The following is a 23418-nucleotide window of genomic DNA, read 5'->3' as shown; positions in this document are numbered from 1 at the left end:
AAGAAGAGCCAACATACACTGACGTATAAGATCAAGCTCGCTTGATCTTGCGGGTGCTCTGACACTGGACGACCTTTCAGCAAAGCTGAAAGGCGGTAGAAACGTACGTTTCTACCGAATGAGCCAAAAATCTATAAGCCTAACTTCAACCACTCTTACCTCTAAGAATGACCCTCTCAATACATATTATACGGTCAACAAGAAAGGATTTCCCCCACTCCATCCAGAATAGATGAATGAATGGAGGGATTCACATGAATTGGAAAACGCGGGTAACAGAGTTGTTAAACATACAATATCCCATTATACAAGGAGGTCTTGCACACTTGGCATATGCTGAGCTTGCTGCGGCAGTATCGAATGCAGGCGGTCTTGGTCAGATCACCGCCATGTCAATGGATAATCCTGAAGAGCTCCGAAACGAAATCAAAAAGGTCCAATCTCTAACAGATAAACCATTCGGGGTGAACTTTGCCATCGGTCAACATGGACGCCCTTTCAGTGAATTTGTCGATATCGCCATCCAAGAGAATGTACCGGTCATCTCCGTGACAGGAGGGAACCCGACGCCATTGTTTCAGCAGATAAAAGGGGAGAAGATGATAAAGCTTGTATTGGTCGCCTCAAAGAGACAGGCACAGAAAGCAGAAGAACTTGGTGCAGACGCCGTGATGGTCGTCGGACAGGAAGGAGGAGGACATCTCGGGAAAGATGATATCGGCACATTTGTCTTGATACCACAAGTGGTGGATGCCGTCTCCATCCCGGTCATTGCATCAGGAGGAGTAGGAGACGGACGGGGATTGATGGCAGCCCTCAGTTTTGGAGCAGAGGGTGTGGAGATGGGTACGAGATTCATTGCTACAGAAGAATGTGTACATGCATCAGAAGTGTACAAACGCGCCTTGATTGAAGGGGAAGAGAGTGGTACAGTAGTCATTAAACGCTCTTTAGGAGCACCTGCAAGAGCCATATCGAACTCCTGGACAAAGCGGATATTGGATGCCGAAACGAGGAATCCGGGGTATGAAGGATTAAAAGAATACATAAGTGGTGAAGCGAATAAACGATACATCTACGATGGAGAGTCAGACCAAGGTTTTGCATGGGCTGGACAAGTGATGGGGTTAATACGGAACATCCCTTCAGTGAAAGATCTCATCGATGGAATGATTTCGCAAGGGGAAGACATCCGAAGAAAATGGAAATAAAACAGTGTCAAAGGAGTTGTTAAACAACATGGAATATCAATACCCATTCGATATCGATTGGTCAACGGAAGAAGTCATCGATGTCATCGCCTTTTTTGAAGTGATTGAAAAAGCTTATGAAAAAGGTGTTTCAAGAGAAGACTTGATGAATCGTTATAAGCGATTTAAAGAAATTGTCCCTGGTAAGGCAGAAGAGAAACGGATCTGCAACGAATTTGAAGAATCCAGTGGCTATTCCTCTTATCGTGTAGTGAAGAAAATGAAAGAGCTGCAGGATGTAGAGAAAATATCAATGAATTAAGAGAACGACTGCCATTCCCGGCAGTCGTTCTTTCTGCATTATTCCCTGCAGTTACATGGTTTAGTTCAATTTATAAAGGGGTAAAAGTGTTTCAAAGGCACTTTCAATTTCATGGATCAATTCTTTTCCAGTAAGCTTAATGGCAGTGTCCCGATCTAAGTGAAGTCCGCACAGAAGTTCAGCTTTCTTTACTTTTTGAACCCGTTCAGTTAAAGCAATGAATTCATCCTGTGAGAGAGAAGAGAAAGGTGCAGCATCCGGTTTTGTATGATCGCCGGACCAAACAAAATGTCCAGGAATCATTGATCTAATTTTATCTGCATTTTCTTCAACTTCTTTACCGAATTCAGCTTTTCCCGGAGCTTCATAAATCATTGCAAACCAAATAAATACGTGAGTTTCCCATAATCCTATTTGGAAATGAGGATGTTTTTTATAACCTCGTTTGTTACTGGCAAATGCAACCCAGGTATCATCAGGAGGATTTACTGAACGCCTTGCATGTTTAGCAACATGAAAAAACATCTCATTACCTGTTAAGGCGCTTAAAGAGGGAGCAAAATGTTCACCCAGATATTCCAATTTAGGTCGAATCTGTTCTTGAATGGCAGTCATTCGATCCTCGAGCCCATCGATCTTGAATACATTGAAATCTTTTTTTGTAAAACCTTTAAATGTCATGCTGTAGCCTCCTTATTTCCAAACATCATCTTACCATATTGAGGTTCAAGCTTGTAGTCAATTGATTTATCCATGGGTGTCTGCACATTTTAGTTACAAGATGAGAGGAAATTTCATAACATGTAGTAAATATTATCAGAACAATCAGATAAATCGAAAACTCGGAAGGGGTGTATGGCCATGAAACAAGTAATGAATACTTCTAAAAAACGTGATGTCCAACAGCAAAGAATGAATGTATTGCGACTTGAAATGGATTATGAATTAGCCGTATTGTTTGAAGCAATCCAAACAAAGAATACAGAAACCCAGACCAAGTCCAAACAAAAGCTTATGAGTATCAGGGAAGAGCTTATGAAAATGAAGGCTTTATAAAACGATAATCTTTTCAAATGGATGGAATATGCTGAAAACAAAATCTACTTTTGAACGCGAGCTCATAGTGGTTGGAGAGTTCGCTTTTTTATGGGGAAAATCATCTCTCTTGCCAAAGCCTCTTCGCTTGAATGAAATAGCCATAGGAGTTAAGATTATCTGAATAGACCATATTAGTAAGTGTAATACTGATTTTCTTTATGCACATTGGAGGCTGTAATACATGACAAATTGGACTGAATTAGATCAACATGTAAAAACATGGATACAAGAAGCAGGCGAGAGGATTCGTCAGTCATTTAAAACCGAATTGAACATAAAAACAAAATCGAATCGCAATGATCTGGTTACAGATATGGATGAAGCAACAGAGCGCTACTTTACAGAAAATATTCGTCATACGTACCCTGATCACCAAATATTAGGTGAGGAAGGATATGGAGATGACCTTAAAGAGTTATCAGGGGTCACGTGGATCATAGATCCGATTGATGGAACGATGAACTTTGTCCATCAACAACGTAATTTTGCCATCTCAATCGGCATTTACGATGGGGATGTAGGGAAGTTAGGATACATATATGACGTGGTACATGATGAGTTGTACTTTGCCGAGAAAGACAAAGGAGTCTATATGAATGATGTGAAGTTACCAATGCTCGAGCCCGTTCCGGTCCAGGATGCAATCGTGGCATTGAACGCCCTTTGGGTGACGGATAACCGACGCATCGATTCATCCATTTTGCAACCTCTTGTGAAAGATGTGAGAGGAACAAGATCCTATGGTTCAGCTGCAATAGAACTTGCTTACGTGGCATCAGGAAGACTTGACGCTTATTTAACGATGCGCCTCGCTCCTTGGGATTTTGCAGCAGGGAAAATTATGATTGAAGAACTGGGCGGAGTAGTAACAGATCTGGATGGGAATCCATTAAATCCGTTAAATAAAAGTTCGGTCTTTGTCGGTAAGCCTGGACTGCATGATACCATTTTGAACGATTATCTTCACAGAAATAAATAAAGAAGGAGTGGGGGCTAATGATATGGCAGCCCCCACTCCTTCTTTTAATGTTATAGCTTTCCTTCTTCTCGGTATTTCTTTTTTGTCTTAAATCCAAACCCCATCACAATGAATAGAAAAATAATACTGGCTCCTGCAAGCAATGAACTTTGTAAGCTGATGGAAATCGCTATACCCATCAATGAAATGGCTGCCAATATCGAAAAAAGAACAAAAATCCATTTTATATTTGCCATCGTGTAACCCCCAATGAAATGATAAGAAATAATTTACTATTAAACAAAATAATCTTTCAGCATTTATTTACTATGCCATTAAATTTTACCTATGAATTCGATTATGCGCAATGGGTAGTGGACACTCAAGAAGAGAGTGCGATTATTAATAGTTGGAAAATGCGGGAAATGAGGCATAAGGAAGTGAAATATTTATTAGGGCTTTTGTCGATGCTGTGATATAATGGTCTAGTTGAACTGAAATATATTATCTTTAACGCTATAAAGAAATCCAATATTCAGGAGTGGAAATATGAAATTAAGAAATGACCTTAGAAATATTGCTATCATCGCTCACGTTGACCACGGGAAAACGACATTAGTAGATGAGCTTTTAAAGCAATCTGGAATCTTCCGCGAAAATGAAACAGTTTCAGAACGTGCGATGGATTCAAATGATCTTGAGAGAGAACGCGGTATTACCATTTTAGCAAAAAATACGGCGATTCAATATAAAGACTCCCGAATCAACATCCTTGATACACCTGGACATGCTGACTTCGGTGGAGAAGTAGAACGTATCATGAAAATGGTAGATGGTGTTTTACTGGTAGTCGATGCTTATGAAGGCTGTATGCCTCAAACTCGTTTCGTTCTTAAGAAAGCTCTTGAACAAAAGCTGACACCAATTGTGGTAGTGAACAAAATCGACAAACCTTCAGCCCGTCCTGAAGAAGTCATCGATGAGGTATTAGAACTATTCATTGAACTTGATGCCAATGATGAGCAACTGGAATTCCCGGTTGTTTATGCTTCAGCCATCAATGGTACTGCCAGCACAGATCCAGATCCTGAGAAGCAAGATGAAAACATGCAGTGTTTATATGACTCCATCATTGAGCACATTCCTGCACCAGTTGACAACTCTGAGGATCCTCTTCAATTCCAAGTTGCACTTCTTGATTACAATGATTACGTAGGCCGTATCGGAATCGGACGTGTATTCAGAGGAACGATGAAAGTTGGGCAACAAGTAGCGTTAATGAAGCTTGATGGTTCTGTAAAACAATTCCGTGTAACGAAAATCTTCGGTTTCTTCGGGTTGAAACGTGAAGAAATCCAGGAAGCAAAAGCCGGGGACTTAATCGCTGTATCCGGAATGGAAGATATTAATGTAGGTGAAACGGTTTGTCCGGTCGAACATCAGGATCAACTTCCAGTTCTTCGTATTGACGAGCCTACACTTCAAATGACGTTCCTAGTAAACAACAGTCCATTTGCCGGCAGAGAAGGTAAATTCGTGACATCAAGAAAGATTGAAGAGCGTTTATTAGCTCAGCTTCAAACGGATGTAAGCTTACGTGTAGAACCAACTGATTCACCTGATGCATGGACGGTTTCAGGCCGTGGGGAGCTTCACCTTTCCATTTTGATTGAAAACATGCGTCGTGAAGGGTATGAATTACAGGTATCTAAACCACAAGTTATCATCAAAGAAGTCGATGGCGTCCAAAGTGAACCGGTAGAACGCGTACAAATCGATATCCCTGAAGAATATATGGGTGGAGTCATTGAGTCTCTTGGACAGCGTAAAGGTGAAATGCTGGATATGGTTAACAACGGAAACGGTCAAGTCCGTCTGATATTCATGGTACCTGCACGTGGTTTGATCGGTTATTCAACTGAGTTTATGACTTTGACTCGTGGGTATGGTATCATCAACCACACATTCGATAGCTATCAGCCTCTTCAAAAGGGTCGTGTAGGTGGACGTCGTCAAGGTGTTCTTGTATCGATGGAAACTGGAAAAGCGTCTCAATATGGAATTATGCAAGTTGAAGACCGCGGAATCATCTTCGTTGAAGCTGGAACTGAGATCTATGGCGGGATGATCGTAGGGGAACATACGAGGGAAAATGATATTACTGTTAATATCACAAAGCTGAAACAGGCGACTAACGTACGTTCTGCAAATAAAGATCAAACTGTGACAATCAAAAAAGCCAGAATCATGACATTAGAAGAATCTCTTGAATATTTAAATGATGACGAGTATTGTGAGGTAACTCCGGAATCAATCCGTCTTCGTAAAAAGATTCTTGATAAGAATGAACGTGAAAGAGCAGAAAAGAAAAATAAGGTTACTCAATAAACGAAGTGAGGGGGAGTAGGAAATGGATGTAACAGAGCGTTTGTCCTTTTTCGCATCCCTTTACCGTGTTGATCAAAATGCGGAAATGGGTATGTGGTTGCTTTATATAACCATTGTTGGGCTCTCAATCTTAGTTTATAAGCTCGGTTTTGCGAAGAAGCTGCCAGTGATGAAATCCATTTTGATTTATACTTTTCTTATTCTGGGATGTACTGTTCTTACGTTTCTTGGCATCTTTCTGCCAGTAGCGGAAGGATTGGTCGTTGCGGCACTGATCTTAATTATATATAAGGTCCGCCTGACAAACGAAAAGAAAAAAGGTACGTTCTAAGCATAAAAAAGCTGCAGTCCCTAAGTGTGGGACTGCAGCTTTTTTATATTTCATTTTACTCCGGTGACGGACTTATACAGTAGAGGCAGGCTCAATGCATATAAGACATGACCTGCTATCCAAATAAGAATGGCCGTACCGTTGAATATTCCTGGTACATCCTTGATGGCCAAATACGAAAGGGGAAAGTATAGAAACACCGTAGGGAGGGTTAACATCAGGGAAAGAGTGTATGCAGCCTTTCCTGAAAGATTCCACTTTACCATTATGTATACGAACACCATACCGATGACGCATGATATGGACAAATGAAACATGAACTCCAGCCATTCAGGCAGAGTTTTGGATGCGAAAATAGGAATGAAGTCCACATTCAATAACAGTGTATATACTTTAATCTCTGTTATTGCTTGCATCCATTTGAGGAACAAACCTAATATTGCACCAGAAATAAGACCGATGATTAGGCTATTACCGACTTGTTTAAAAGTCATCTTCCACTTTAGGAGAACGGTAAAATCTGAAGTTCCCAGTGGAAACACGCTCTTCTGTTTTCTCTTTGATCCGGTCATGGCATTTTTCACACATGTACGTGTGAATGGGTCTGTTACGCAACTTTTTCGCCTGTAAGGAGTAATCATCAATATTGTCAATCACTTCACATAATGCGCATTTTACTCTCATTTCGTTCACCTCTACTTGTTCTAATCATAAGTTTAGTCTTTTTAGTATATCATGTAGTATAGTCAAACGCTTTATTTAACTTTCCGATATGCTTTTAACACCAATGTTTGGTATAGTATAACTAAGATGAATCACGATTGAAATGAGACGCTTAGAAAAGTCACAAGGGGGGATTTTTTTGGCAAATCAAGTCGAACCCAGCTTAATTCCTGCATTGTTTGAAGAACTACAAGCGGAGAGGTTTGTTACTCTCGCTACGGTTGACCATGAAACCCAAGGGCCTAATGTGAGCGCAATATCCTGGATCCTTGCCAAAGATGAGCAGACGTTATTATTCGCCGTTGATCAGCGATCGAGAACCATTAAGAATATAAAGAATAATTCTCTCGTGGTTGTCAATTTGATTGCAAACGAATCTACCTATTCGATCGGCGGAGTTGCCAGCGTTTCGCTAGAGAGTCTGCCAGGCGTGCCTTTAAAGCTGACCCTTGTTCAACTTGCCATCAAAGAAGTGAGGGATGTCATGTTCTATGGTTCGAAAATTTCCACAGAACCTGCCTATGAGAAGACGTATGATAAAAAGGCCGCTGACCGGTTGGATCGACAAGTAATAGAAGCCATGAAAGAAGCTTAGACATTTAAGCTCTTTCATGGCTTTTTCTCATTTTCTTATATGCACAGGCTATCCATTAATCGATTTTATCATAGGTTTGATCTTCTTGTTTATTTCTAAGCTGCTTTTCTTTCGCGTTATTCATCTTTTTCTTAGGTTCATTCGGTGCATTTTCGGGATCTGTTTGCTTTAATGATTTGGGGATTTCTGGCATCAATCTTCCTGATATGTCGGACAACTCATTCATGATACCCTGAACAGGTTCTCCTCGTTGAATGTCTTTACTGATTTCCTTCAAGCGGGCATAGAGGTCCGGGTCGGCAATGACCATGGCTTCTGCACCGTAGGGATCATTTTGCAGGGCTTCTGCGACAGAATACTTAATAGAACCTACTTGGGAACGTTCGACGTCAGAATCGATGTCGATTCCAACAAACGCATACTTTCCGATGACGACAGCCGTTGCATCTTTCACATCCGGCACACTTGTTGTTAGATCTACCAGATGCTTAGAGATTTGTTGCCCCGACTTGCGTTCAACTTTTTGGATATTACTATCTTGAACAGTAATCGGCTTATTGTTTTTGCTATTCGTATCATTTTTATACCCGACCTCATTTTTGCTGGCACAACCTCCAAGGAGAATGGTCACCATAAGGAGAGAGATGAGTTTGGACATATGAATACCTCCCGATTTAGAATCAATATCTTTTCTTATTGTGTAATTTTCTTCTATCTTTATACGTTTATTCATATATTTTAAGAAACGGGCCGTCCTATTTGAGTAGCTGGGAATAACCGGAACATCTATGGCTACATACAATAGTAATAAGAAATCAGGAGCAGGAGGCATCGATTTGAAAAAAATTTATGTATTAGATACCAATGTCTTATTACAAGATCCACAAGCCATCTTTTCATTCCAGGATAATGAGGTGGTTATACCTGCAGTCGTTTTAGAAGAAGTGGACTCCAAAAAGCGTTATATGGATGAAATCGGAAGAAACGCAAGACATGTATCGAAGCTGATAGATAATTTACGGCAAGAAGGAAAGCTCCATGAAAAAATCCCTCTCTATACTGGAGGATCATTAAGAATTGAATTGAATCATCGCTCCTTTCAGCAACTTCAAGATATATTTGTAGAGAAAACAAATGATAACCGCATTATAGCCGTTGCTAAAAATCTTTCGCTTGAGGAAGAAGCAAAGAAGGATGGAAAATCGGTCATCCTGGTAAGTAAAGATACCCTTGTAAGGGTAAAAGCGGATGCTCTGGGCCTACAGGCGGAAGATTTCCTGAGTGACAGGGTTATTGAAGTGAATGATATTTACACAGGATTCGTTGAACTGTACACAGAAAGAGAATTTCTGGATAAATTTTATGATAAAGGGGAATTGACCCTTACTGATATAACGAAACAGCGATTTTATTCCCACCAATTTCTAATCATGAAGGATGCTCTGGGAAGTTCAGCATCTGCACTTGGGATGGTTGACTCCAGTGGCCTGAAGGTGAAGAAACTGGTATATGACCAAGAACATATGTGGGGAATCAAAGCTCGGAATGTCCAACAAACAATGGCCACAGAATTGTTATTGAGGGATGATATATCGTTAGTGACGATGATTGGGAAAGCAGGTACAGGAAAAACGCTTTTGGCTCTGGCAGCCGGTCTTCTACAGACGGAAGATTTTAATAAATTCAATAAACTGCTCGTTGCACGCCCGATCGTTCCTGTCGGGAAAGATATTGGTTATCTGCCAGGTGAAAAACAAGAAAAGCTGAGGCCATGGATGCAGCCCATTTATGATAACCTAGAGTACCTCTTCAATACAAAGAAACCAGGGGAACTAGATGATATCCTTGCCGGGATGGGGTCCATAGAAGTAGAGGCCCTGACATATATTAGGGGGAGAAGCATACCGGATCAATATATCATCATTGATGAAGCCCAGAACCTGACGAAGCATGAAGTGAAAACGATTCTGACACGTGTGGGAGAGCGTAGTAAAATTGTCTTAATGGGAGATCCTGCTCAAATCGATCATCCTTACCTTGATGAATATAATAATGGGTTAACCTATGTAGTCGAAAAGTTCAAGGATCAAAAGCTTGCCGGTCATGTAAAGCTGATGAAAGGCGAAAGGTCTGGATTGGCCCAGCTTGCTGCGGATCTATTGTAAAAAACAGGAATGATAAAGACTTTAATAACGTATGAAAAAACCGGTTCAGATGTTCCTGAACCGGTTTTTTCATACGTTATTACTTTACACAGAATGCCCTGACATCCGTTATTGGCTGGGATCTGTTGGAGCCGTCCATATAATAAACGTGAATGGGGCCGTCATCCCGTAATGGTTTGCCGTCTTTTGAGAATCCGATCAACAGCTGGTTTGCCTGATCGAGATCAATAGAATGGGTACCTGTTTTTGTTTCAATTATGATAGATGTTGCATCCTTCATGGGCTCTGCATTTTTAAGGAATGGTGCAAATGGAATGGCAAACGACCCATTTAGAATCTTTTCTTTTTCGAATTTTTTTTCAGTTTTCAAAGTTGGCGGGTAGGTGGCACCTTCTTGGATTTCCCTGGACCAATGCCTTGAAACGGCTTTTGTATATTCCTCTAATGCGTCAACTTTTTCATCCGTATCATCAAAATATGTAGTTAAATCCACTTTACGATCATCAAATATCCAAACTCCCGAATCCAATGTAATCGGGAACTTCACTTTTCCTTTTATCGGTATAATGCTTTCCACTTAAGATTCCTCCTCTCGCTGATAGTATCAGTATATATGTTCCAACCAGGTTTGTCACATTTCGATGAAAGCATTTTCAGCGTTTTCATTACAAGAAAATAGGGAAACTATAAATACGAAAAGAGGAGCTGATGGATAAATGATAAAAACTCAAGAATGGTTGGAAGATCTGGTTGAAAAAGCAAGACCATATGCAACTGATGGAAAAGTAGCGGAGTACATACCTGCACTGAGAGATCAAAACCCCAATGACCTTGCTATCAGTATCTATACTTTAGATAACCACTCCTGTTATGCAGGGGATCATCTGAAGAAATTTACCCTTCAAAGCATTTCTAAGGTCATTACCCTCGCACTGGTCTTAATGGACTATGGTGAAGACCATGTATTCTCCAAGGTTGGAATGGAGCCCACGGGTGATCCGTTCAATTCAATAGCGAAGCTCGAAACCCATAAACCATCAAAACCTCTTAATCCAATGATCAATGCAGGTGCCCTGGCTGTGACGAATATGATAAAGGGCAATTCAGGATTGGAGAAATGGGAGAGACTGATTGAATTCATTAACCATATGACGGGGGAAACGGTCTCTTATAATGAGGATGTGGCTTACTCAGAATTGCAAACGGCCAACCTGAACAGATCCCTCTGTTATTTTATGAAGCAGCATGGGGTGATCACAGGTAATGTCGAAGATCTGCTGGTTCTCTATACTAAGCAATGTGCAGTGGAAATGAACTGTGTCGATCTCGCAAAAATGGGGGCGGTATTCGCCAATGATGGAATCGATCCTGAAAGCGGACGTGAAGTCATTACTAGAGATGTGGCTAGAGTGTGTAAAACGTTCATGGTGACATGCGGGATGTATAATACTTCCGGAGAGTTCGCCATCAAAGTGGGGATTCCCGCCAAAAGTGGTGTATCTGGAGGCATTATGGGTTCGGTACCGGGAAAATGCGGAATCGGTATCTTTGGGCCTGCTCTGGATGAGGTAGGTAATAGCAGCGCAGGGTTAAAACTTCTCGAGATGCTCAGTGATGAATATTCATGGAGTATATTTTAGTATATACTCTAGGGAAAATGAATGAAGGACATCTATAAAAGGCCCACATACCGACGTCCCAAAGGACTTCCAAATTCCTAATAGTAATCGTTCGAAATTCTGTCATGGAATCCCGAGGAAAACACTTATTTTTCTTGCAATTTATCGGGTTTAACGATAAAATTTTAAGACAGGAAGGTTATTTGTTCGGAATGGGGGGATCACTGTGGCGTCAGAAATGACAATTAATCATCGAGAAAAAGCCTATGAGCTATTGAAGGCAGACGCAGAAAAGATTTTACAACTTATCAAAGTGCAAATGGATAATTTAACGATGCCCCAATGCCCTCTGTATGAGGAAGTATTGGATACCCAGATGTTCGGATTATCTCGTGAAATAGAATTTGCCGTCCGGTTAGGACTAGTGGATGATCAAGATGGAAAAGATCTGATTGATTCTTTGGAAAGACAACTTTCTGCCCTTCATGAAGCATCTACAAAAAAGTAAAATAGTCATGACAACTCAAACAATACATAGATCTGTTGTTTGAGTTTTTTTGTTAAGGATCGTGAATGTCAAAAAAAGAAAATGATATATGAAAAAAGGATTGAAATGTCATGATTAAAAAAATAGCAAAGTCCTATGATTATTCGTTAATCGCTGTCTATGTCTTCCTCTGTTTATTTGGCCTTGTCATGATCTATAGTGCAAGCATGGTCATGGCCGTCGAACGTTTTGGATGGGATAGCGACCATTTTTATAAGAGGCAAATGATCAATATCATCATAGGATTCATTGCCTTTACGGTAGCAGCCTGGTTTCCGTATAAAGCCTTTCAGGTCGGTAAGATTATAAAAAGTCTGATGATCGTAATCATTGGTCTGTTACTTGCCGTTCATGTTGTCGGTTATGAAGTAAACAATGCAAAAAGCTGGATCAATTTAGGTTTCATGCCTATTCAGCCTTCTGAATTTGCCAAGCTTGCCGTCATAATCTATCTGGGTTCCGTATACTCTAAGAAACAGGCATACATAGATGATTTTAATAAAGGTCTTGCACCACCACTACTGTTTCTTGGCTTTATTTGCTTTTTGGTGTTTTTAGAGCCGGACTTTGGTACGGCAGCCATCATTTTCGCTATTGGAGCGATCGTCATTTCCTGTTCTGGTATCAGTTTTAAGACTTTCTTTAAGCTTGCGGGCTTGGGGGTCGGATTATTGATTGTGCTGTCACCGGTCATTTATCTCGCAAGAGGCTTCATCTTCACGAAAGAAAGGCTAAGCAGGATCGAAGCCTATCTCTCTCCTTTTAAATATGCCCAGGGAGAGGGATACCATCTAGTGAATTCATACCTAGCCATCGGGTCAGGTGGAGTGAAGGGACTGGGTTTAGGACAGAGTGTCCAAAAGCTTGGGTATTTGCCCGAGCCACAAACTGATTTCATCATGGCCATCATTGCTGAAGAGTTAGGCGTATTTGGTGTAAGCTTTGTCATCCTCGGACTATCCTATATTGTGCTTAGGGGGATCTATACAGGCGTGAAGTGTCAGGATCCTTTTGGGACAATGCTTGCCATCGGGATTTCCTGTATGATCGGTATCCAGGCTTTTATCAATCTGGGTGGGGTTTCCGGATTAATTCCAATTACAGGGGTCCCACTTCCATTCATTAGTTACGGAGGATCGTCCCTTCTGGTGCTGTCTTTGTCGATGGGTGTCCTGGTGAATGTGTCGATGTTTGTAAAATATGAAGAAAAATATAAAACAAAGAAGGAAAATGGCTATCCTTCGGAGAATATGGATAATAGCAAAAAAATATATGGTGTAAAAATGTAGGTCACTTTGGTAGAGTATCTAAACTCTAAGTCTAGGGTCTGCCCCCTAAGATACTTCTTAATTATCTTTCGGGTCAGCCCTTTTTTCATAGACTGCACTATAGAAAATTCAATCAAGAATAGCCTAAAGGAGAGAGAGTATTGAAGAAGATTAAAAAAGTACTGGTAGCAAATCGCGGAGAAATTGCCATCCGTGTGTTCAGGGCATGTACTGAACTTAATATTCGAACCGTTGCGATTTACAGCAAGGAAGATTCTGGGGCTTATCATCGTTACAAAGCTGATGAAGCATATTTAATAGGGGAAGGGAAAAAACCTATTGATGCTTATTTAGATATAGAAGGAATCATCCGCATTGCAAAGAATGCAGATGTTGACGCCATCCATCCTGGATATGGTTTCCTATCTGAGAACATTCATTTTGCCAGGCGTTGTGAAGAAGAAGGAATTACATTCGTAGGACCTCATTCAGAGCACTTGAATATGTTCGGAGACAAAGTAAAGGCACGCCATCAGGCGAAACTGGCTAATATTCCTGTCATTCCAGGAACGGATGGACCTGTAGAAACACTGGAAGAAGTCATCGGCTTTGGGAAGGAACATGGTTTCCCTATCATCATCAAAGCCTCATTGGGTGGCGGGGGACGCGGGATGCGTATCGTCCGTAATCTGGAAAGCCTGAAGGAAGCATATGAACGAGCTAAATCAGAAGCGAAAGCAGCATTTGGGAATGACGAAATTTATGTTGAGAAATTTGTAGAAAATCCGAAGCATATTGAAGTCCAGATCCTTGGAGATAATGACGGGAATATCGTTCACTTATACGAGCGTGATTGTTCCATTCAACGACGCCATCAAAAGGTAGTGGAAATAGCTCCGTCAGTATCTTTAAGTGAACAATTGAGAGAAGAAATCTGTGAAGCGGCAGTCCGTCTGATGGATAATGTGAAATACTTGAATGCCGGTACAGTTGAGTTCCTTGTTGCCAATAACCAGTTTTATTTCATCGAAGTGAATCCACGTGTTCAAGTGGAACATACCATCACGGAAATGATAACAGGTGTCGATATTGTGCAATCGCAATTGATGATTGCAGAAGGCCATGCCCTGCATAGCGCAAAACTGGGTATCCCCCTTCAAGAGGATATCAGGACGAATGGGTATGCGATTCAATCACGTGTCACAACGGAAGATCCATTAAATAACTTTATGCCTGATACAGGAAAAATCATGGCTTATCGTTCTGGGGGAGGATTTGGTGTCCGTCTCGATGCCGGTAATGGATTCCAGGGAGCCGTCATAACACCCTATTACGACTCTCTTCTTGTCAAGCTTTCCACGTGGGCACTGACATTCGAACAGGCTGCATCAAAAATGGTCAGAAATCTTCAAGAATTTAGAATACGCGGTATCAAGACGAACATCCCGTTTTTGGAAAATGTTGTAAAACACGAAGATTTCATTTCGGGTAAGTATGATACATCATTTATCGACACTACCCCTGAACTGTTCATATTCCCTAAAAGGAAGGACAGGGGGACAAAGATGCTTTCATATATCGGGAATGTAACAGTAAATGGATTCCCGGGAATTGAAAAGAAGAAAAAGCCTGTCTTCTCAAAACCGAGGATTCCTTCCTTGGATGTAAAGCAGGAGTTTCAGCAGGGTACTAAACAAATCCTTGATCAGCATGGAGCAGAAGGTCTGGTCAATTGGGTCAAAGAGCAGAACTCTGTATTACTGACGGATACAACTTTCCGCGATGCCCATCAATCATTATTGGCCACTCGAGTCCGAACGAATGATCTTAAGCAGATAGCAGAACCGACGTCTCAACTGCTTCCGGATATGTTCTCCTTTGAAATGTGGGGTGGGGCAACATTCGATGTAGCCTATCGCTTTCTTAAGGAAGATCCTTGGAACCGATTATTGACAATGAGAGAGCGAATTCCAAATGTATTATTCCAAATGCTCCTCAGAGCATCCAATGCGGTAGGGTACAAAAACTACCCAGATAACGTGATAAGGGAATTTGTCGAAAAATCAGCGTTCGCAGGTATCGACGTCTTTAGAATTTTTGATAGCCTAAATTGGGTCAAAGGAATGGAAGTGGCGATTGATGCCGTTAGACAAAGTGGAAAAATTGCCGAAGCAGCCATTTGCTACACAGGTGATATTGATGATCCGACCCGCACAAAATATAGCATCGATTATTATAAGAATATGGCAAAAGAGTTGGAAGCAAGTGGTGCTCACATCCTGGCCATTAAAGATATGGCGGGACTCTTAAAGCCACAGTCAGCATACCGTTTGATATCAGAACTGAAAGACACTGTGAGTCTGCCTATTCATCTCCACACCCATGACACAAGCGGTAACGGGATTTACACGTATGCAAGAGCCGTTGAAGCAGGTGTGGACATTGTTGATACTGCATTAAGTACTATGTCAGGTTTAACGTCACAGCCAAGTGCCAATACGTTGTACTATGCATTAAAAGGGACTGAAAGAGAACCAAAAGTGAATATTGATTCACTCGAGACCCTGTCTCATTATTGGGAAGACGTTCGTAAGTATTATACTGACTTTGAGAGTGGTATGATGTCACCTCATTCAGAAGTGTACAAGCATGAAATGCCTGGTGGACAATACAGTAACCTTCAACAGCAGGCAAAAGCCGTGGGACTTGGTCACCGCTGGGAAGAGGTTAAAGAGATGTATGCAAGGGTCAATCATCTCTTCGGCGATATCGTCAAAGTAACGCCTTCATCTAAAGTCGTCGGGGACATGGCGTTATTCATGGTTCAGAATGATCTGTCAGAAGCAGACGTGATTGAAAAGGGAGAGAAAATCGATTTCCCTGATTCAGTTGTGGAATTATTCGAAGGATACCTGGGTCAACCGCATGGCGGTTTCCCTAAGGATTTACAGAATGTGATCCTTAAAGGGCGCAGTCCTCTGACTGTTAGACCTGGAGAACTTCTGGATGATGTGGACTTTACAGCACTTAAGGAAAAACTCTTCGAAGACCTCGAACGTCCTGTCACCAGCTTTGATGCTCTGGGATATGCTCTATATCCAAAAGTGTTCATGGACTATGCAAATACAGTGGACCAATTTGGAGATATTTCAGTTCTTGATACACCGACATTCTTATTCGGGATGAGGCTTGGAGAAGAAATAGAAGTGGAAATCGAAACTGGAAAGACCCTTATTGTGAAACTTGTTTCGATTGGTCAGGCTCAGGCAGATGGTACACGGATCGTTTATTTCGAGTTGAATGGCCAGGCGCGTGAAGTAATCATCAAAGACGAAAGTATTAAATCCACTGTAGCTGCCAAGATGAAAGCTGATGCGAAAAATGAAAATCATATCGGGGCTTCCATGCCTGGTACAGTTATCAGGGTCATTGCAGAGAAAGGTGAAACGGTTGAGAAGGGAGATCATCTCATGATCACTGAAGCCATGAAGATGGAAACGACCGTTCAGGCTCCATTTGCTGGAGTAGTAAAGGATATCTACGTTCAAAATGGTGACGCGATCAGCCCGGGGGATTTATTGATTGAAGTGAATAAAGCATAAAAAAAAGGATTCCGGGAACAAACCCCGGAATCCTTTTTTTATGCTGCTTTCCGCTTGCTTCTGGAAACAAGTAGATTGAAGTAACATAATAAACCGAACAGACAGGCAATAATCAGCGCATGCATCAAAGCGATTGCCAAATTCAGTCTTGTAAATACAACAAGTGCACCGCTCATCACTTGAAGACAAACCAGGGTGAAGGCAATGATCCATCCCCAGTAAATCACTTTCTGATGCTTATGCTCTTTAATAGCAATGTAGGTAATGTATGCAATCCATAAGAAAATAAATCCTGCTGCAGCCCTGTGGCCCATTTGAATCCATTCGTACATATTCGTTGGGAGGCTAGGGGAGGAATTGACGCACAGCGGCCAATCCTTACACACCAAGCTCGATTCGGTATGTCTTACGAGAGCTCCGGTATACACAACAAGATAACTATAGATCGTCACTCCGACCGTATGAAATCTCATCCGTTTGTCGATGACCAGTGAATTGGCATCAAATTTCTGATCGACTTCAAATACGAGAAGTGTCAATAATAAAATGGAAGCAAATGAAATAAGGGAAATCCCGAAATGCAGGGCAAGGACGAAATCAGATTGTCCCCATAATACAGCTGCCGCCCCAATCAAACCTTGCAGTACCAGGAAAAAGAAAGAAAGAGCTGCAAGAAATTTCGTTTCTCGCTTATATCCAATTGCTCTCCAAGACCAAATCGATAATGCCAAAACCAATAATCCTACACCGCCTGAGACAACGCGGTGTGCTAATTCTATAATAAGTTCAAATGTAATATCACTTGGGATTAACTGTCCGTTACAAAGTGGCCAAGATCGACCGCAGCCCATACCGGATTCCGTTTTCGTTACCAGTGCTCCTCCCAATAGAACGAATAACATACCGAGAGTCGTGAGAACGGCAAGCCACTTTAATCCTTTGTGAACACCTTTATGCAATCTATTCACCTTCTTAATTAATAGACTCTACACACTTTCTATAAATAAATATAGTAGAAAAATATATATGCCACTACGATATTACAGAAAAGGTTTGAAAAACTCAACCGATAAAATGTTACAGAATTATGAGCATTTATCTATGGGAAATAGAGAATAGTAATAGTAGGGAAGGACTAATTTGCGTAAAAACAAAATCTGTAAGCGCTTAGCTGTGTTTTATGGTATGATGGGAATGAAATGTTTGTAGAAATATGAAGAAACTTCTGTGCCTTTCTTTCTTCACAATTTCTTCACATAATTGTCTAATTCTCCCCCAAAAAGGAAAAAATATATGGTTTAATATAATATTGATAGCATATATACTGTTTCTTATCTGTGGATGAATTTACAGATCCATATAGAAATAGTTAATCATTTCCTATATAGTATAGAGGTGGCAGAATACCTCTTGCTTTTTATAGAGAGGAGAGAGAGAATGTCTAACAGTCGAATGATGACAGACGTTGAGAAAGCAGATGTGACAGCTTCAACTGCTTGGAAGGATTTTTTAGCACTCATTAAAATTGGAATCGTTAATTCTAATTTAATCACAACCTTTACAGGTATGTGGTTAGCTTTTTACTTTACGAATACACACTTTCTAAATTCCCTTGATATCATGTTTCTTACGTTGATAGGTTCTTCCCTAATAATTGCGGGATCATGCTCCATTAACAATGTGTATGATCGGGATATCGATCATCTGATGGAACGAACGAAGGAACGCCCTACCGTTACAGGTAAAATCAATGGACCAAAGGCATTGACCCTTGGACTAATCATGATCGCTGTCGGTCTCATCATGTTATTTATGACGACCATTACAGCAGGTGTCATTGGACTGATCGGGGTATTTAGTTACGTTGTATTATATACAATGTGGTCTAAGAGAAAATATGTGAGCAACACAATCGTAGGAAGTATTTCAGGTGCGGTCCCTCCATTGATTGGTTGGGCAGCAGTAGATGCAAACCTGGATGTCATTGCCTGGGTACTCTTCCTGATGATGTTTATCTGGCAACCCCCACATTTTTACGCGTTAGCGATGAAAAGAGTGGAAGAATACAGAGCTGCGAATATTCCTATGCTTCCAGTTGTGAAGGGATTCGCCACTACAAAGCACCATATCGTAGCATGGGTTGCAGCCCTATTGCCACTTCCATTCTTCTTAATGGATCTCGGGATGTTTTTCTTTATCCTTGCAACAGCTTTCAATATAGGCTGGCTGGCACTTGGTTTGGCAGGTTACAAAATGAAGGATGACATTAAGTGGTCAAAGCTTATGTTCGTTTATTCATTAAATTACTTGACTATCTTGTTCGTAGCGATGGTCATCGTTACGGTACTTTAAGATTAGTGGGAATTCTTTCTGATAAGAAATCCAAATAGATATTTTTATGGGTCCTTGTTTTATTCAAAAGTACATTACATGAAAGAGGGGTTTGATTAAGCTATGAAAGCAAGGCTATCTAAGTGGCGCTTATTCTCAATTGTAGCAATGTTAGCGCTAGTTCTTTCTGGCTGTGGAGAGCCATTTCTCTCCACACTCCAGCCAGCTGGTGAAGTAGCACAGACACAATATGATCTGATGATACTTGCTACATTAATTATGGTGTTGGTCATCATTGTCGTCATCGTCGTCTATATGGTTGCGATCGTTCGTTTCCGTAGAAAGAAAGGGGATACAAAAATCCCTAAACAAGTAGAGGGAAGTCACACACTTGAAATCGTGTGGACTGTCATTCCAATCATCCTTCTTCTTATCCTGGCTGTCCCAACTGTTACGGCAACATTCCAGTTAGCGGATACAAAGGCAATGGATAAAAAGGATGCTGATGGCAATCGTGAGGCATTAGTCGTGAATGTACGTGCCAACCTTTATTGGTGGGAATTCGAATATCCCGATGAAAAGATTATCACATCTCAAGATCTAGTTGTCCCAACCGATCAAAAGGTTTATTTCAATGTGACAGCTTCAGATGTAAAACACTCATTCTGGATTCCTGCTGCAGGAGGAAAGATTGATACAAATGTAGACGGTGTGAATACGTTCTTCCTTGAGTTTGACGGAGATAAGTCAAAAGAGGCAGGCGGATTATTCTATGGTAAATGTGCGGAGCTTTGCGGTCCTTCACATGCTTTAATGGACTTTAAAGTTAAAGCGCTTCCTAAAGAAGAATTCACAGCATGGGTTGAAGATATGAAAAATGCAGGAGAGCCAAAACCGACTTCTGATTTAGCACAACAAGGACAAGAAATCTTCAACAAAAAATGCTTAAGCTGTCACGCAGTGTCACCACAGGACGGAAGACCTGAATCTGCTCGACTCGCTCCTAACTTATCTACCTTCGGTGAGCGTTCACGTATTGCTGGAGTATTAGATCATAACAAAGAAGAGTTGAAAAATTGGATCTCTGATCCTGAACAGTACAAGCCAGGTAATAAAATGACAGGTACATACGGTAACCTGCAGGAAGATGAAATCGATGCACTTGCAGAGTATTTGATGGGCTTAAAGGTACAAGATTAATTGGGGATTAGTAAAAGGGAGGTTTAATCGTGAGTAGCTATGCACAGAAAAAAGGCTTCGGCGCGACTGTATGGGATTACATGACAACAGTAGACCATAAAAAGATCGCGATCCTTTACCTAATGGCAGGAGGATTCTTCTTCCTGGTCGGTGGTTTAGAAGCTCTTATCATTCGTATACAACTTGCTGTTCCTAACAATGATTTTGTTAGTGCAGGTTTATACAACGAACTATTAACCATGCACGGTACAACGATGATATTCTTGGCTGCCATGCCGCTTATATTTGCATTCATGAATGCAGTTGTACCATTGCAGATCGGTGCACGTGACGTTGCGTTTCCTTTCGTAAACTCATTAGGGTTCTGGTTATTCTTCTTAGGAGGAGTTTTCCTGAATCTTTCATGGTTTATGGGAGGGGCACCTGATGCGGGGTGGACTTCATATGCATCACTTTCTATGGCATCACCGGGACATGGAATCGATTTCTATGTATTGGGATTACAGATCGCCGGTGCAGGTACACTAATAGGTGGTATTAACTTTCTTGTTACCATCATTAATATGCGTGCTCCTGGAATGACATATATGCGTATGCCTTTATTCACTTGGACAGTATTTGTTACATCTGCACTTATATTATTCGCGTTTCCAGCATTAACGGTAGGACTTTTCCTCATGTTATTTGATCGTATGTTTGGAGCGAATTTCTTTGATGTAGCAAATGGAGGTAACACCATTATCTGGGAACATTTCTTCTGGATTTTTGGTCACCCGGAGGTTTATATCCTTGTGTTACCGGCATTCGGTATTTTCTCTGAGATCATTCCACATTTCTCAAGAAAACGCTTATTCGGTTACTCATCCATGGTATTTGCGACCGTATTAATCGGTTTCTTAGGATTCATGGTTTGGGCTCACCATATGTTCACAGTAGGACTAGGACCAATCGCGAATGCTATTTTCGCTGTAGCGACAATGGCCATCGCCGTTCCAACTGGTATCAAGATCTTTAACTGGCTTCTTACCATGTGGGGAGGAAGTTTGAGATTTACGACCCCGATGCTTTATGCAGTTGCCTTCATTCCTACGTTCGTAGCAGGTGGGGTAACTGGAATCATGTTGGCTTCTGCAGCGGCAGATTATCAGTTCCATGATACGTATTTCGTAGTAGCCCACTTCCATTACGTTATCGTAGGTGGGGTAGTATTCGCCCTATTGGCAGGTACTCACTATTACTGGCCTAAAATGTTTGGAACGATGTTAAACGACTTCTTAGGGAAAATTGCTTTCTGGTTGTTCTTTATCGGGTTCCATTTAACATTCTTCATCCAGCATTTCCTTGGACTTATGGGAATGCCTCGCCGTGTATGGACATTCTTGCCTGGTCAAGGTTTTGAAACGGCAAACTTAGTAAGTTCGATCGGTGCCGGATTCATGGGCGTAGCCGTTATCGTTTATGTGATTAACATCATTGTTACTCAAGCCAAAGGTGTGAAAGTGGACAATGACCCTTGGGGAGATGGACGTACCATCGAATGGGCGATCCCGTCACCTCCTCCATTCTACAACTTTAAGCAAACTCCGCTAATCCGCGGTTTAGATGCTTATTGGTTAGAGAAAATGGAAGGCAACAAAGGATTGACTCCTGCAGAGCCTATTGGTGATATCCATATGCCTAACAATTCCATTCTTCCTTTCTTTATCTCACTTGGGTTGTTCATTGCGGCATTCGGTGCAATGTACCATGTTGATGATAAAGCATGGGCACTGCCGGTTCTGATCATCGGTATGTTGATTACATTGGGTTCAATGTTCCTTCGTTCTGTACTCGATGACCATGGTTATCATGTACACAAAGAAGACTTAATGGATGATGATAAAGGGGGTAAGGCATAATGCACGCTGAAGAAAAGTTCACGCCTAAGACCTGGCCGGCCTCCCCTGAAAAGGCTACCCTTGAGGGGAAAAATAAATTTATGGGCTTTTGGTTTTTCCTTGGTGGAGAAACGGTCCTTTTCGGTTCACTATTTGCAACATATTTGGCGTTAAAAAACAGAGTTCCTAGTGAGAGTCACGCTTTAACAACAGATCTCTTTGATTTACCGCTATCATTCTTGGCAACGATGCTTCTTTTAACAAGCTCATTGACAAGTGTTTACGCGATGTATCATATGAAAAACTATAATTTCCAGCGGATGCAGGCATGGTTATTAATCACTGTGCTTCTAGGTGCAGGATTCCTCGGATTGGAAATTTATGAGTTTAATCACTATGTTCATGAATACGGGCATACTTTTACTAGTAGTGCATTTGGTTCAGCCTTTTACACTCTTGTAGGATTCCATGGAGGGCACGTTGCTTTCGGTCTTCTTTGGATTGTGAGTTTGATGCTTCGTAATGCCAAGCGCGGATTGAATCTATACAATGCTCCAAAGTTCTACTTAGCTTCTCTATACTGGCACTTTATCGACGTTGTATGGGTATTTATCTTTACAGTAGTATACTTAATGGGAATGGTGGGATAAACTGATGGCGAATCAACAATCAACTTCAGGTAACCCAAGTGTAGATTACGAATATCGTCGTAAGAAGAATGCAGAAGATATGAGAATGCAGTTGACATCCTTCATGTTAATGATTTTCTTAACATTGGTGGCGTTTATTGCAGTGGCTGGGGATTTCGATAAGTACTTTATTGTACCTTTCATTCTCCTCCTTGCAGTTGTTCAGTTGATTTTTCAACTGTATTACTTCATGCATATGAGTCATAAAGGTCATGAAGCACCGTCATTGTTCCTGTATTCTGGTGCACTTGTTGCATTTATCACAGTGTTAACATTTTTAACAATTGTATGGATCTAAAGAAAAAGTCAGCCTTTTGGCTGGCTTTTTTCGTTATTAAAGAGGAAATCCTTGTGGGGCTTGCCCAAGGCGCCTCGGCTTTTCGATTGTCCAGCTCCAGGGGCTTGGGGCTCGAGGTCATAAGCCAAGTCACCCAAAAAGGCAAAGAACGCCTTTCCGGGTGACTCATCTTATGCTTGTCGCCCCAGGGCAAGCCCCTTACGCTTTTCGATTGTCC

Annotated in this window: 24 protein-coding genes; 17 read left to right on the top strand and 7 right to left on the bottom strand. The window is 41.3% G+C overall.

Translation table 11 applies throughout. The annotated features are described in order from the left end of the window. Nucleotides 1-254 precede the first annotated feature (254 nt). Nucleotides 255-1211 carry an NAD(P)H-dependent flavin oxidoreductase gene (locus tag LCL96_RS10250; protein ID WP_224941383.1) on the top strand — a complete coding sequence of 319 codons (957 nt, stop codon included), beginning with the start codon at nucleotides 255-257 and terminating at the stop codon, nucleotides 1209-1211. 28 nt (nucleotides 1212-1239) lie between these two features. Further along, nucleotides 1240-1512 carry a UPF0223 family protein gene (locus tag LCL96_RS10245; protein WP_224941382.1) on the top strand — a complete coding sequence of 91 codons (273 nt, stop codon included), beginning with the start codon at nucleotides 1240-1242 and terminating at the stop codon, nucleotides 1510-1512. Nucleotides 1513-1572: 60 nt separating this feature from the next. On the opposite strand, the gene LCL96_RS10240 is transcribed toward LCL96_RS10245, so the two are convergent. Continuing rightward, nucleotides 1573-2193 (bottom strand): YktB family protein, encoded by a 621-nt coding sequence (locus LCL96_RS10240; protein ID WP_224941381.1) that lies wholly within the window; start codon nucleotides 2191-2193, stop codon nucleotides 1573-1575. A gap of 180 nt (nucleotides 2194-2373) precedes the next feature. Between LCL96_RS10240 and LCL96_RS10235 the strand changes: the two genes are divergently transcribed. Together LCL96_RS10235 and LCL96_RS10230 are read left to right on the top strand one after the other, a co-directional pair. Beyond that, nucleotides 2374-2568: a hypothetical protein gene (locus LCL96_RS10235; RefSeq protein ID WP_034756016.1), complete on the top strand. Its 195-nt coding sequence runs from the start codon at nucleotides 2374-2376 to the stop codon at nucleotides 2566-2568. 223 nt (nucleotides 2569-2791) lie between these two features. After that, the gene (locus LCL96_RS10230) at nucleotides 2792-3589 is read left to right on the top strand and encodes an inositol monophosphatase family protein (RefSeq protein WP_224941380.1); all 798 of its coding nucleotides are present in this window, start codon (nucleotides 2792-2794) and stop codon (nucleotides 3587-3589) included. A 50-nt stretch (nucleotides 3590-3639) separates the two neighbouring features. Here the strand turns inward: LCL96_RS10230 and LCL96_RS10225 are convergent, their stop codons facing one another. Next, nucleotides 3640-3825 (bottom strand): YlaF family protein, encoded by a 186-nt coding sequence (locus LCL96_RS10225; protein ID WP_224941379.1) that lies wholly within the window; start codon nucleotides 3823-3825, stop codon nucleotides 3640-3642. A 292-nt stretch (nucleotides 3826-4117) separates the two neighbouring features. Here LCL96_RS10225 and typA point away from each other — a divergent pair, with 292 nt between their 5' ends. Together typA and LCL96_RS10215 are read left to right on the top strand one after the other, a co-directional pair. After that, nucleotides 4118-5956 carry a translational GTPase TypA gene (gene typA, locus LCL96_RS10220; RefSeq protein WP_224941378.1) on the top strand — a complete coding sequence of 613 codons (1839 nt, stop codon included), beginning with the start codon at nucleotides 4118-4120 and terminating at the stop codon, nucleotides 5954-5956. Nucleotides 5957-5978: 22 nt separating this feature from the next. Further along, complete coding sequence (locus LCL96_RS10215) at nucleotides 5979-6287, top strand: YlaH-like family protein (protein WP_044337532.1); 309 nt, start codon at nucleotides 5979-5981, stop codon at nucleotides 6285-6287. A gap of 50 nt (nucleotides 6288-6337) precedes the next feature. On the opposite strand, the gene LCL96_RS10210 is transcribed toward LCL96_RS10215, so the two are convergent. Then, nucleotides 6338-6781: a hypothetical protein gene (locus LCL96_RS10210; RefSeq protein WP_224941377.1), complete on the bottom strand. Its 444-nt coding sequence runs from the start codon at nucleotides 6779-6781 to the stop codon at nucleotides 6338-6340. Further along, nucleotides 6771-6971, bottom strand: a complete 201-nt coding sequence (locus tag LCL96_RS10205) for a YlaI family protein (RefSeq protein WP_224941376.1) — start codon at nucleotides 6969-6971, stop codon at nucleotides 6771-6773. Before LCL96_RS10205 ends, LCL96_RS10210 begins: the two co-directional genes overlap by 11 nt. Nucleotides 6972-7149: 178 nt before the next feature. On the opposite strand from LCL96_RS10205, the gene LCL96_RS10200 reads away from it, so the two are divergent. Next, complete coding sequence (locus LCL96_RS10200) at nucleotides 7150-7605, top strand: pyridoxamine 5'-phosphate oxidase family protein (RefSeq protein WP_224941375.1); 456 nt, start codon at nucleotides 7150-7152, stop codon at nucleotides 7603-7605. Between the two features lie 55 nt (nucleotides 7606-7660). Here LCL96_RS10200 and LCL96_RS10195 read toward each other — a convergent pair whose 3' ends face one another. Then, the gene (locus LCL96_RS10195; RefSeq protein WP_224941374.1) at nucleotides 7661-8263 is read right to left on the bottom strand and encodes a YhcN/YlaJ family sporulation lipoprotein; all 603 of its coding nucleotides are present in this window, start codon (nucleotides 8261-8263) and stop codon (nucleotides 7661-7663) included. A gap of 130 nt (nucleotides 8264-8393) precedes the next feature. Between LCL96_RS10195 and LCL96_RS10190 the strand changes: the two genes are divergently transcribed. Next, entirely contained in the window at nucleotides 8394-9770 is a 1377-nt protein-coding gene (locus LCL96_RS10190; protein WP_224941373.1) for a PhoH family protein, read from the top strand. Between the two features lie 79 nt (nucleotides 9771-9849). Here LCL96_RS10190 and LCL96_RS10185 read toward each other — a convergent pair whose 3' ends face one another. After that, nucleotides 9850-10347, bottom strand: a complete 498-nt coding sequence (locus LCL96_RS10185; RefSeq protein WP_224941372.1) for a peptidyl-prolyl cis-trans isomerase — start codon at nucleotides 10345-10347, stop codon at nucleotides 9850-9852. Nucleotides 10348-10486: 139 nt separating this feature from the next. On the opposite strand from LCL96_RS10185, the gene glsA reads away from it, so the two are divergent. The 4 genes from glsA to pyc all read left to right on the top strand — a co-directional run bounded on the left by glsA (nucleotide 10487) and on the right by pyc (nucleotide 16806). Further along, nucleotides 10487-11410 carry a glutaminase A gene (glsA, locus tag LCL96_RS10180; protein WP_224941371.1) on the top strand — a complete coding sequence of 308 codons (924 nt, stop codon included), beginning with the start codon at nucleotides 10487-10489 and terminating at the stop codon, nucleotides 11408-11410. A 205-nt stretch (nucleotides 11411-11615) separates the two neighbouring features. After that, on the top strand, nucleotides 11616-11897 hold the full coding sequence (locus LCL96_RS10175; protein ID WP_034755973.1) for a YlaN family protein: 282 nt from the start codon (nucleotides 11616-11618) through the stop codon (nucleotides 11895-11897). A gap of 110 nt (nucleotides 11898-12007) precedes the next feature. Then, a complete protein-coding gene (locus LCL96_RS10170; RefSeq protein WP_224941370.1) occupies nucleotides 12008-13225 on the top strand; it encodes an FtsW/RodA/SpoVE family cell cycle protein in 1218 nt (405 codons plus the stop codon). A gap of 140 nt (nucleotides 13226-13365) precedes the next feature. After that, a complete protein-coding gene (gene pyc / locus LCL96_RS10165) occupies nucleotides 13366-16806 on the top strand; it encodes a pyruvate carboxylase (protein WP_224941369.1) in 3441 nt (1146 codons plus the stop codon). Nucleotides 16807-16844: 38 nt separating this feature from the next. Here pyc and LCL96_RS10160 read toward each other — a convergent pair whose 3' ends face one another. Further along, nucleotides 16845-17765, bottom strand: coding sequence for a COX15/CtaA family protein (locus tag LCL96_RS10160; RefSeq protein ID WP_224941368.1), 921 nt, complete (start codon nucleotides 17763-17765; stop codon nucleotides 16845-16847). A gap of 478 nt (nucleotides 17766-18243) precedes the next feature. Here LCL96_RS10160 and cyoE point away from each other — a divergent pair, with 478 nt between their 5' ends. From cyoE to ctaF, 5 genes are all read left to right on the top strand, one after another. Then, a complete protein-coding gene (gene cyoE / locus LCL96_RS10155; protein WP_224941367.1) occupies nucleotides 18244-19158 on the top strand; it encodes a heme o synthase in 915 nt (304 codons plus the stop codon). A 102-nt stretch (nucleotides 19159-19260) separates the two neighbouring features. Continuing rightward, nucleotides 19261-20337, top strand: a complete 1077-nt coding sequence (coxB, locus tag LCL96_RS10150; RefSeq protein WP_224941366.1) for a cytochrome c oxidase subunit II — start codon at nucleotides 19261-19263, stop codon at nucleotides 20335-20337. A 29-nt stretch (nucleotides 20338-20366) separates the two neighbouring features. Next, complete coding sequence (gene ctaD, locus LCL96_RS10145; protein ID WP_224941365.1) at nucleotides 20367-22235, top strand: cytochrome c oxidase subunit I; 1869 nt, start codon at nucleotides 20367-20369, stop codon at nucleotides 22233-22235. After that, the gene (locus tag LCL96_RS10140) at nucleotides 22235-22864 is read left to right on the top strand and encodes a cytochrome (ubi)quinol oxidase subunit III (RefSeq protein WP_224941364.1); all 630 of its coding nucleotides are present in this window, start codon (nucleotides 22235-22237) and stop codon (nucleotides 22862-22864) included. Before ctaD ends, LCL96_RS10140 begins: the two co-directional genes overlap by 1 nt. Before the next feature lie 4 nt (nucleotides 22865-22868). Next, a complete protein-coding gene (gene ctaF / locus LCL96_RS10135; RefSeq protein WP_224941363.1) occupies nucleotides 22869-23201 on the top strand; it encodes a cytochrome c oxidase subunit IVB in 333 nt (110 codons plus the stop codon). The last annotated feature ends 217 nt before the right edge of the window (nucleotides 23202-23418 follow it).

The organism is Rossellomorea aquimaris, from assembly GCF_020172085.1.
Classification (GTDB): domain Bacteria; phylum Bacillota; class Bacilli; order Bacillales; family Bacillaceae_B; genus Rossellomorea; species Rossellomorea aquimaris_E.
This window is presented reverse-complemented; position numbering and strand designations above follow the sequence as displayed.

Excerpts from the sequence above, each read along its gene's own strand:
- LCL96_RS10250 (WP_224941383.1), top strand. The coding sequence starts at position 255 with ATGAATTGGAAAACGCGGGTAACAGAGTTGTTAAACATACAATATCCC.
- LCL96_RS10245 (WP_224941382.1), top strand. The coding sequence starts at position 1,240 with ATGGAATATCAATACCCATTCGATATCGATTGGTCAACGGAAGAAGTC.
- LCL96_RS10240 (WP_224941381.1), bottom strand. The coding sequence starts at position 2,193 with ATGACATTTAAAGGTTTTACAAAAAAAGATTTCAATGTATTCAAGATC.
- LCL96_RS10235 (WP_034756016.1), top strand. The coding sequence starts at position 2,374 with ATGAAACAAGTAATGAATACTTCTAAAAAACGTGATGTCCAACAGCAA.
- LCL96_RS10230 (WP_224941380.1), top strand. The coding sequence starts at position 2,792 with ATGACAAATTGGACTGAATTAGATCAACATGTAAAAACATGGATACAA.
- LCL96_RS10225 (WP_224941379.1), bottom strand. The coding sequence starts at position 3,825 with ATGGCAAATATAAAATGGATTTTTGTTCTTTTTTCGATATTGGCAGCC.
- typA (WP_224941378.1), top strand. The coding sequence starts at position 4,118 with ATGAAATTAAGAAATGACCTTAGAAATATTGCTATCATCGCTCACGTT.
- LCL96_RS10215 (WP_044337532.1), top strand. The coding sequence starts at position 5,979 with ATGGATGTAACAGAGCGTTTGTCCTTTTTCGCATCCCTTTACCGTGTT.
- LCL96_RS10210 (WP_224941377.1), bottom strand. The coding sequence starts at position 6,781 with ATGACTTTTAAACAAGTCGGTAATAGCCTAATCATCGGTCTTATTTCT.
- LCL96_RS10205 (WP_224941376.1), bottom strand. The coding sequence starts at position 6,971 with ATGAGAGTAAAATGCGCATTATGTGAAGTGATTGACAATATTGATGAT.
- LCL96_RS10195 (WP_224941374.1), bottom strand. The coding sequence starts at position 8,263 with ATGTCCAAACTCATCTCTCTCCTTATGGTGACCATTCTCCTTGGAGGT.
- LCL96_RS10190 (WP_224941373.1), top strand. The coding sequence starts at position 8,394 with ATGGCTACATACAATAGTAATAAGAAATCAGGAGCAGGAGGCATCGAT.
- glsA (WP_224941371.1), top strand. The coding sequence starts at position 10,487 with ATGATAAAAACTCAAGAATGGTTGGAAGATCTGGTTGAAAAAGCAAGA.
- LCL96_RS10170 (WP_224941370.1), top strand. The coding sequence starts at position 12,008 with ATGATTAAAAAAATAGCAAAGTCCTATGATTATTCGTTAATCGCTGTC.
- cyoE (WP_224941367.1), top strand. The coding sequence starts at position 18,244 with ATGTCTAACAGTCGAATGATGACAGACGTTGAGAAAGCAGATGTGACA.
- coxB (WP_224941366.1), top strand. The coding sequence starts at position 19,261 with ATGAAAGCAAGGCTATCTAAGTGGCGCTTATTCTCAATTGTAGCAATG.
- LCL96_RS10140 (WP_224941364.1), top strand. The coding sequence starts at position 22,235 with ATGCACGCTGAAGAAAAGTTCACGCCTAAGACCTGGCCGGCCTCCCCT.
- ctaF (WP_224941363.1), top strand. The coding sequence starts at position 22,869 with ATGGCGAATCAACAATCAACTTCAGGTAACCCAAGTGTAGATTACGAA.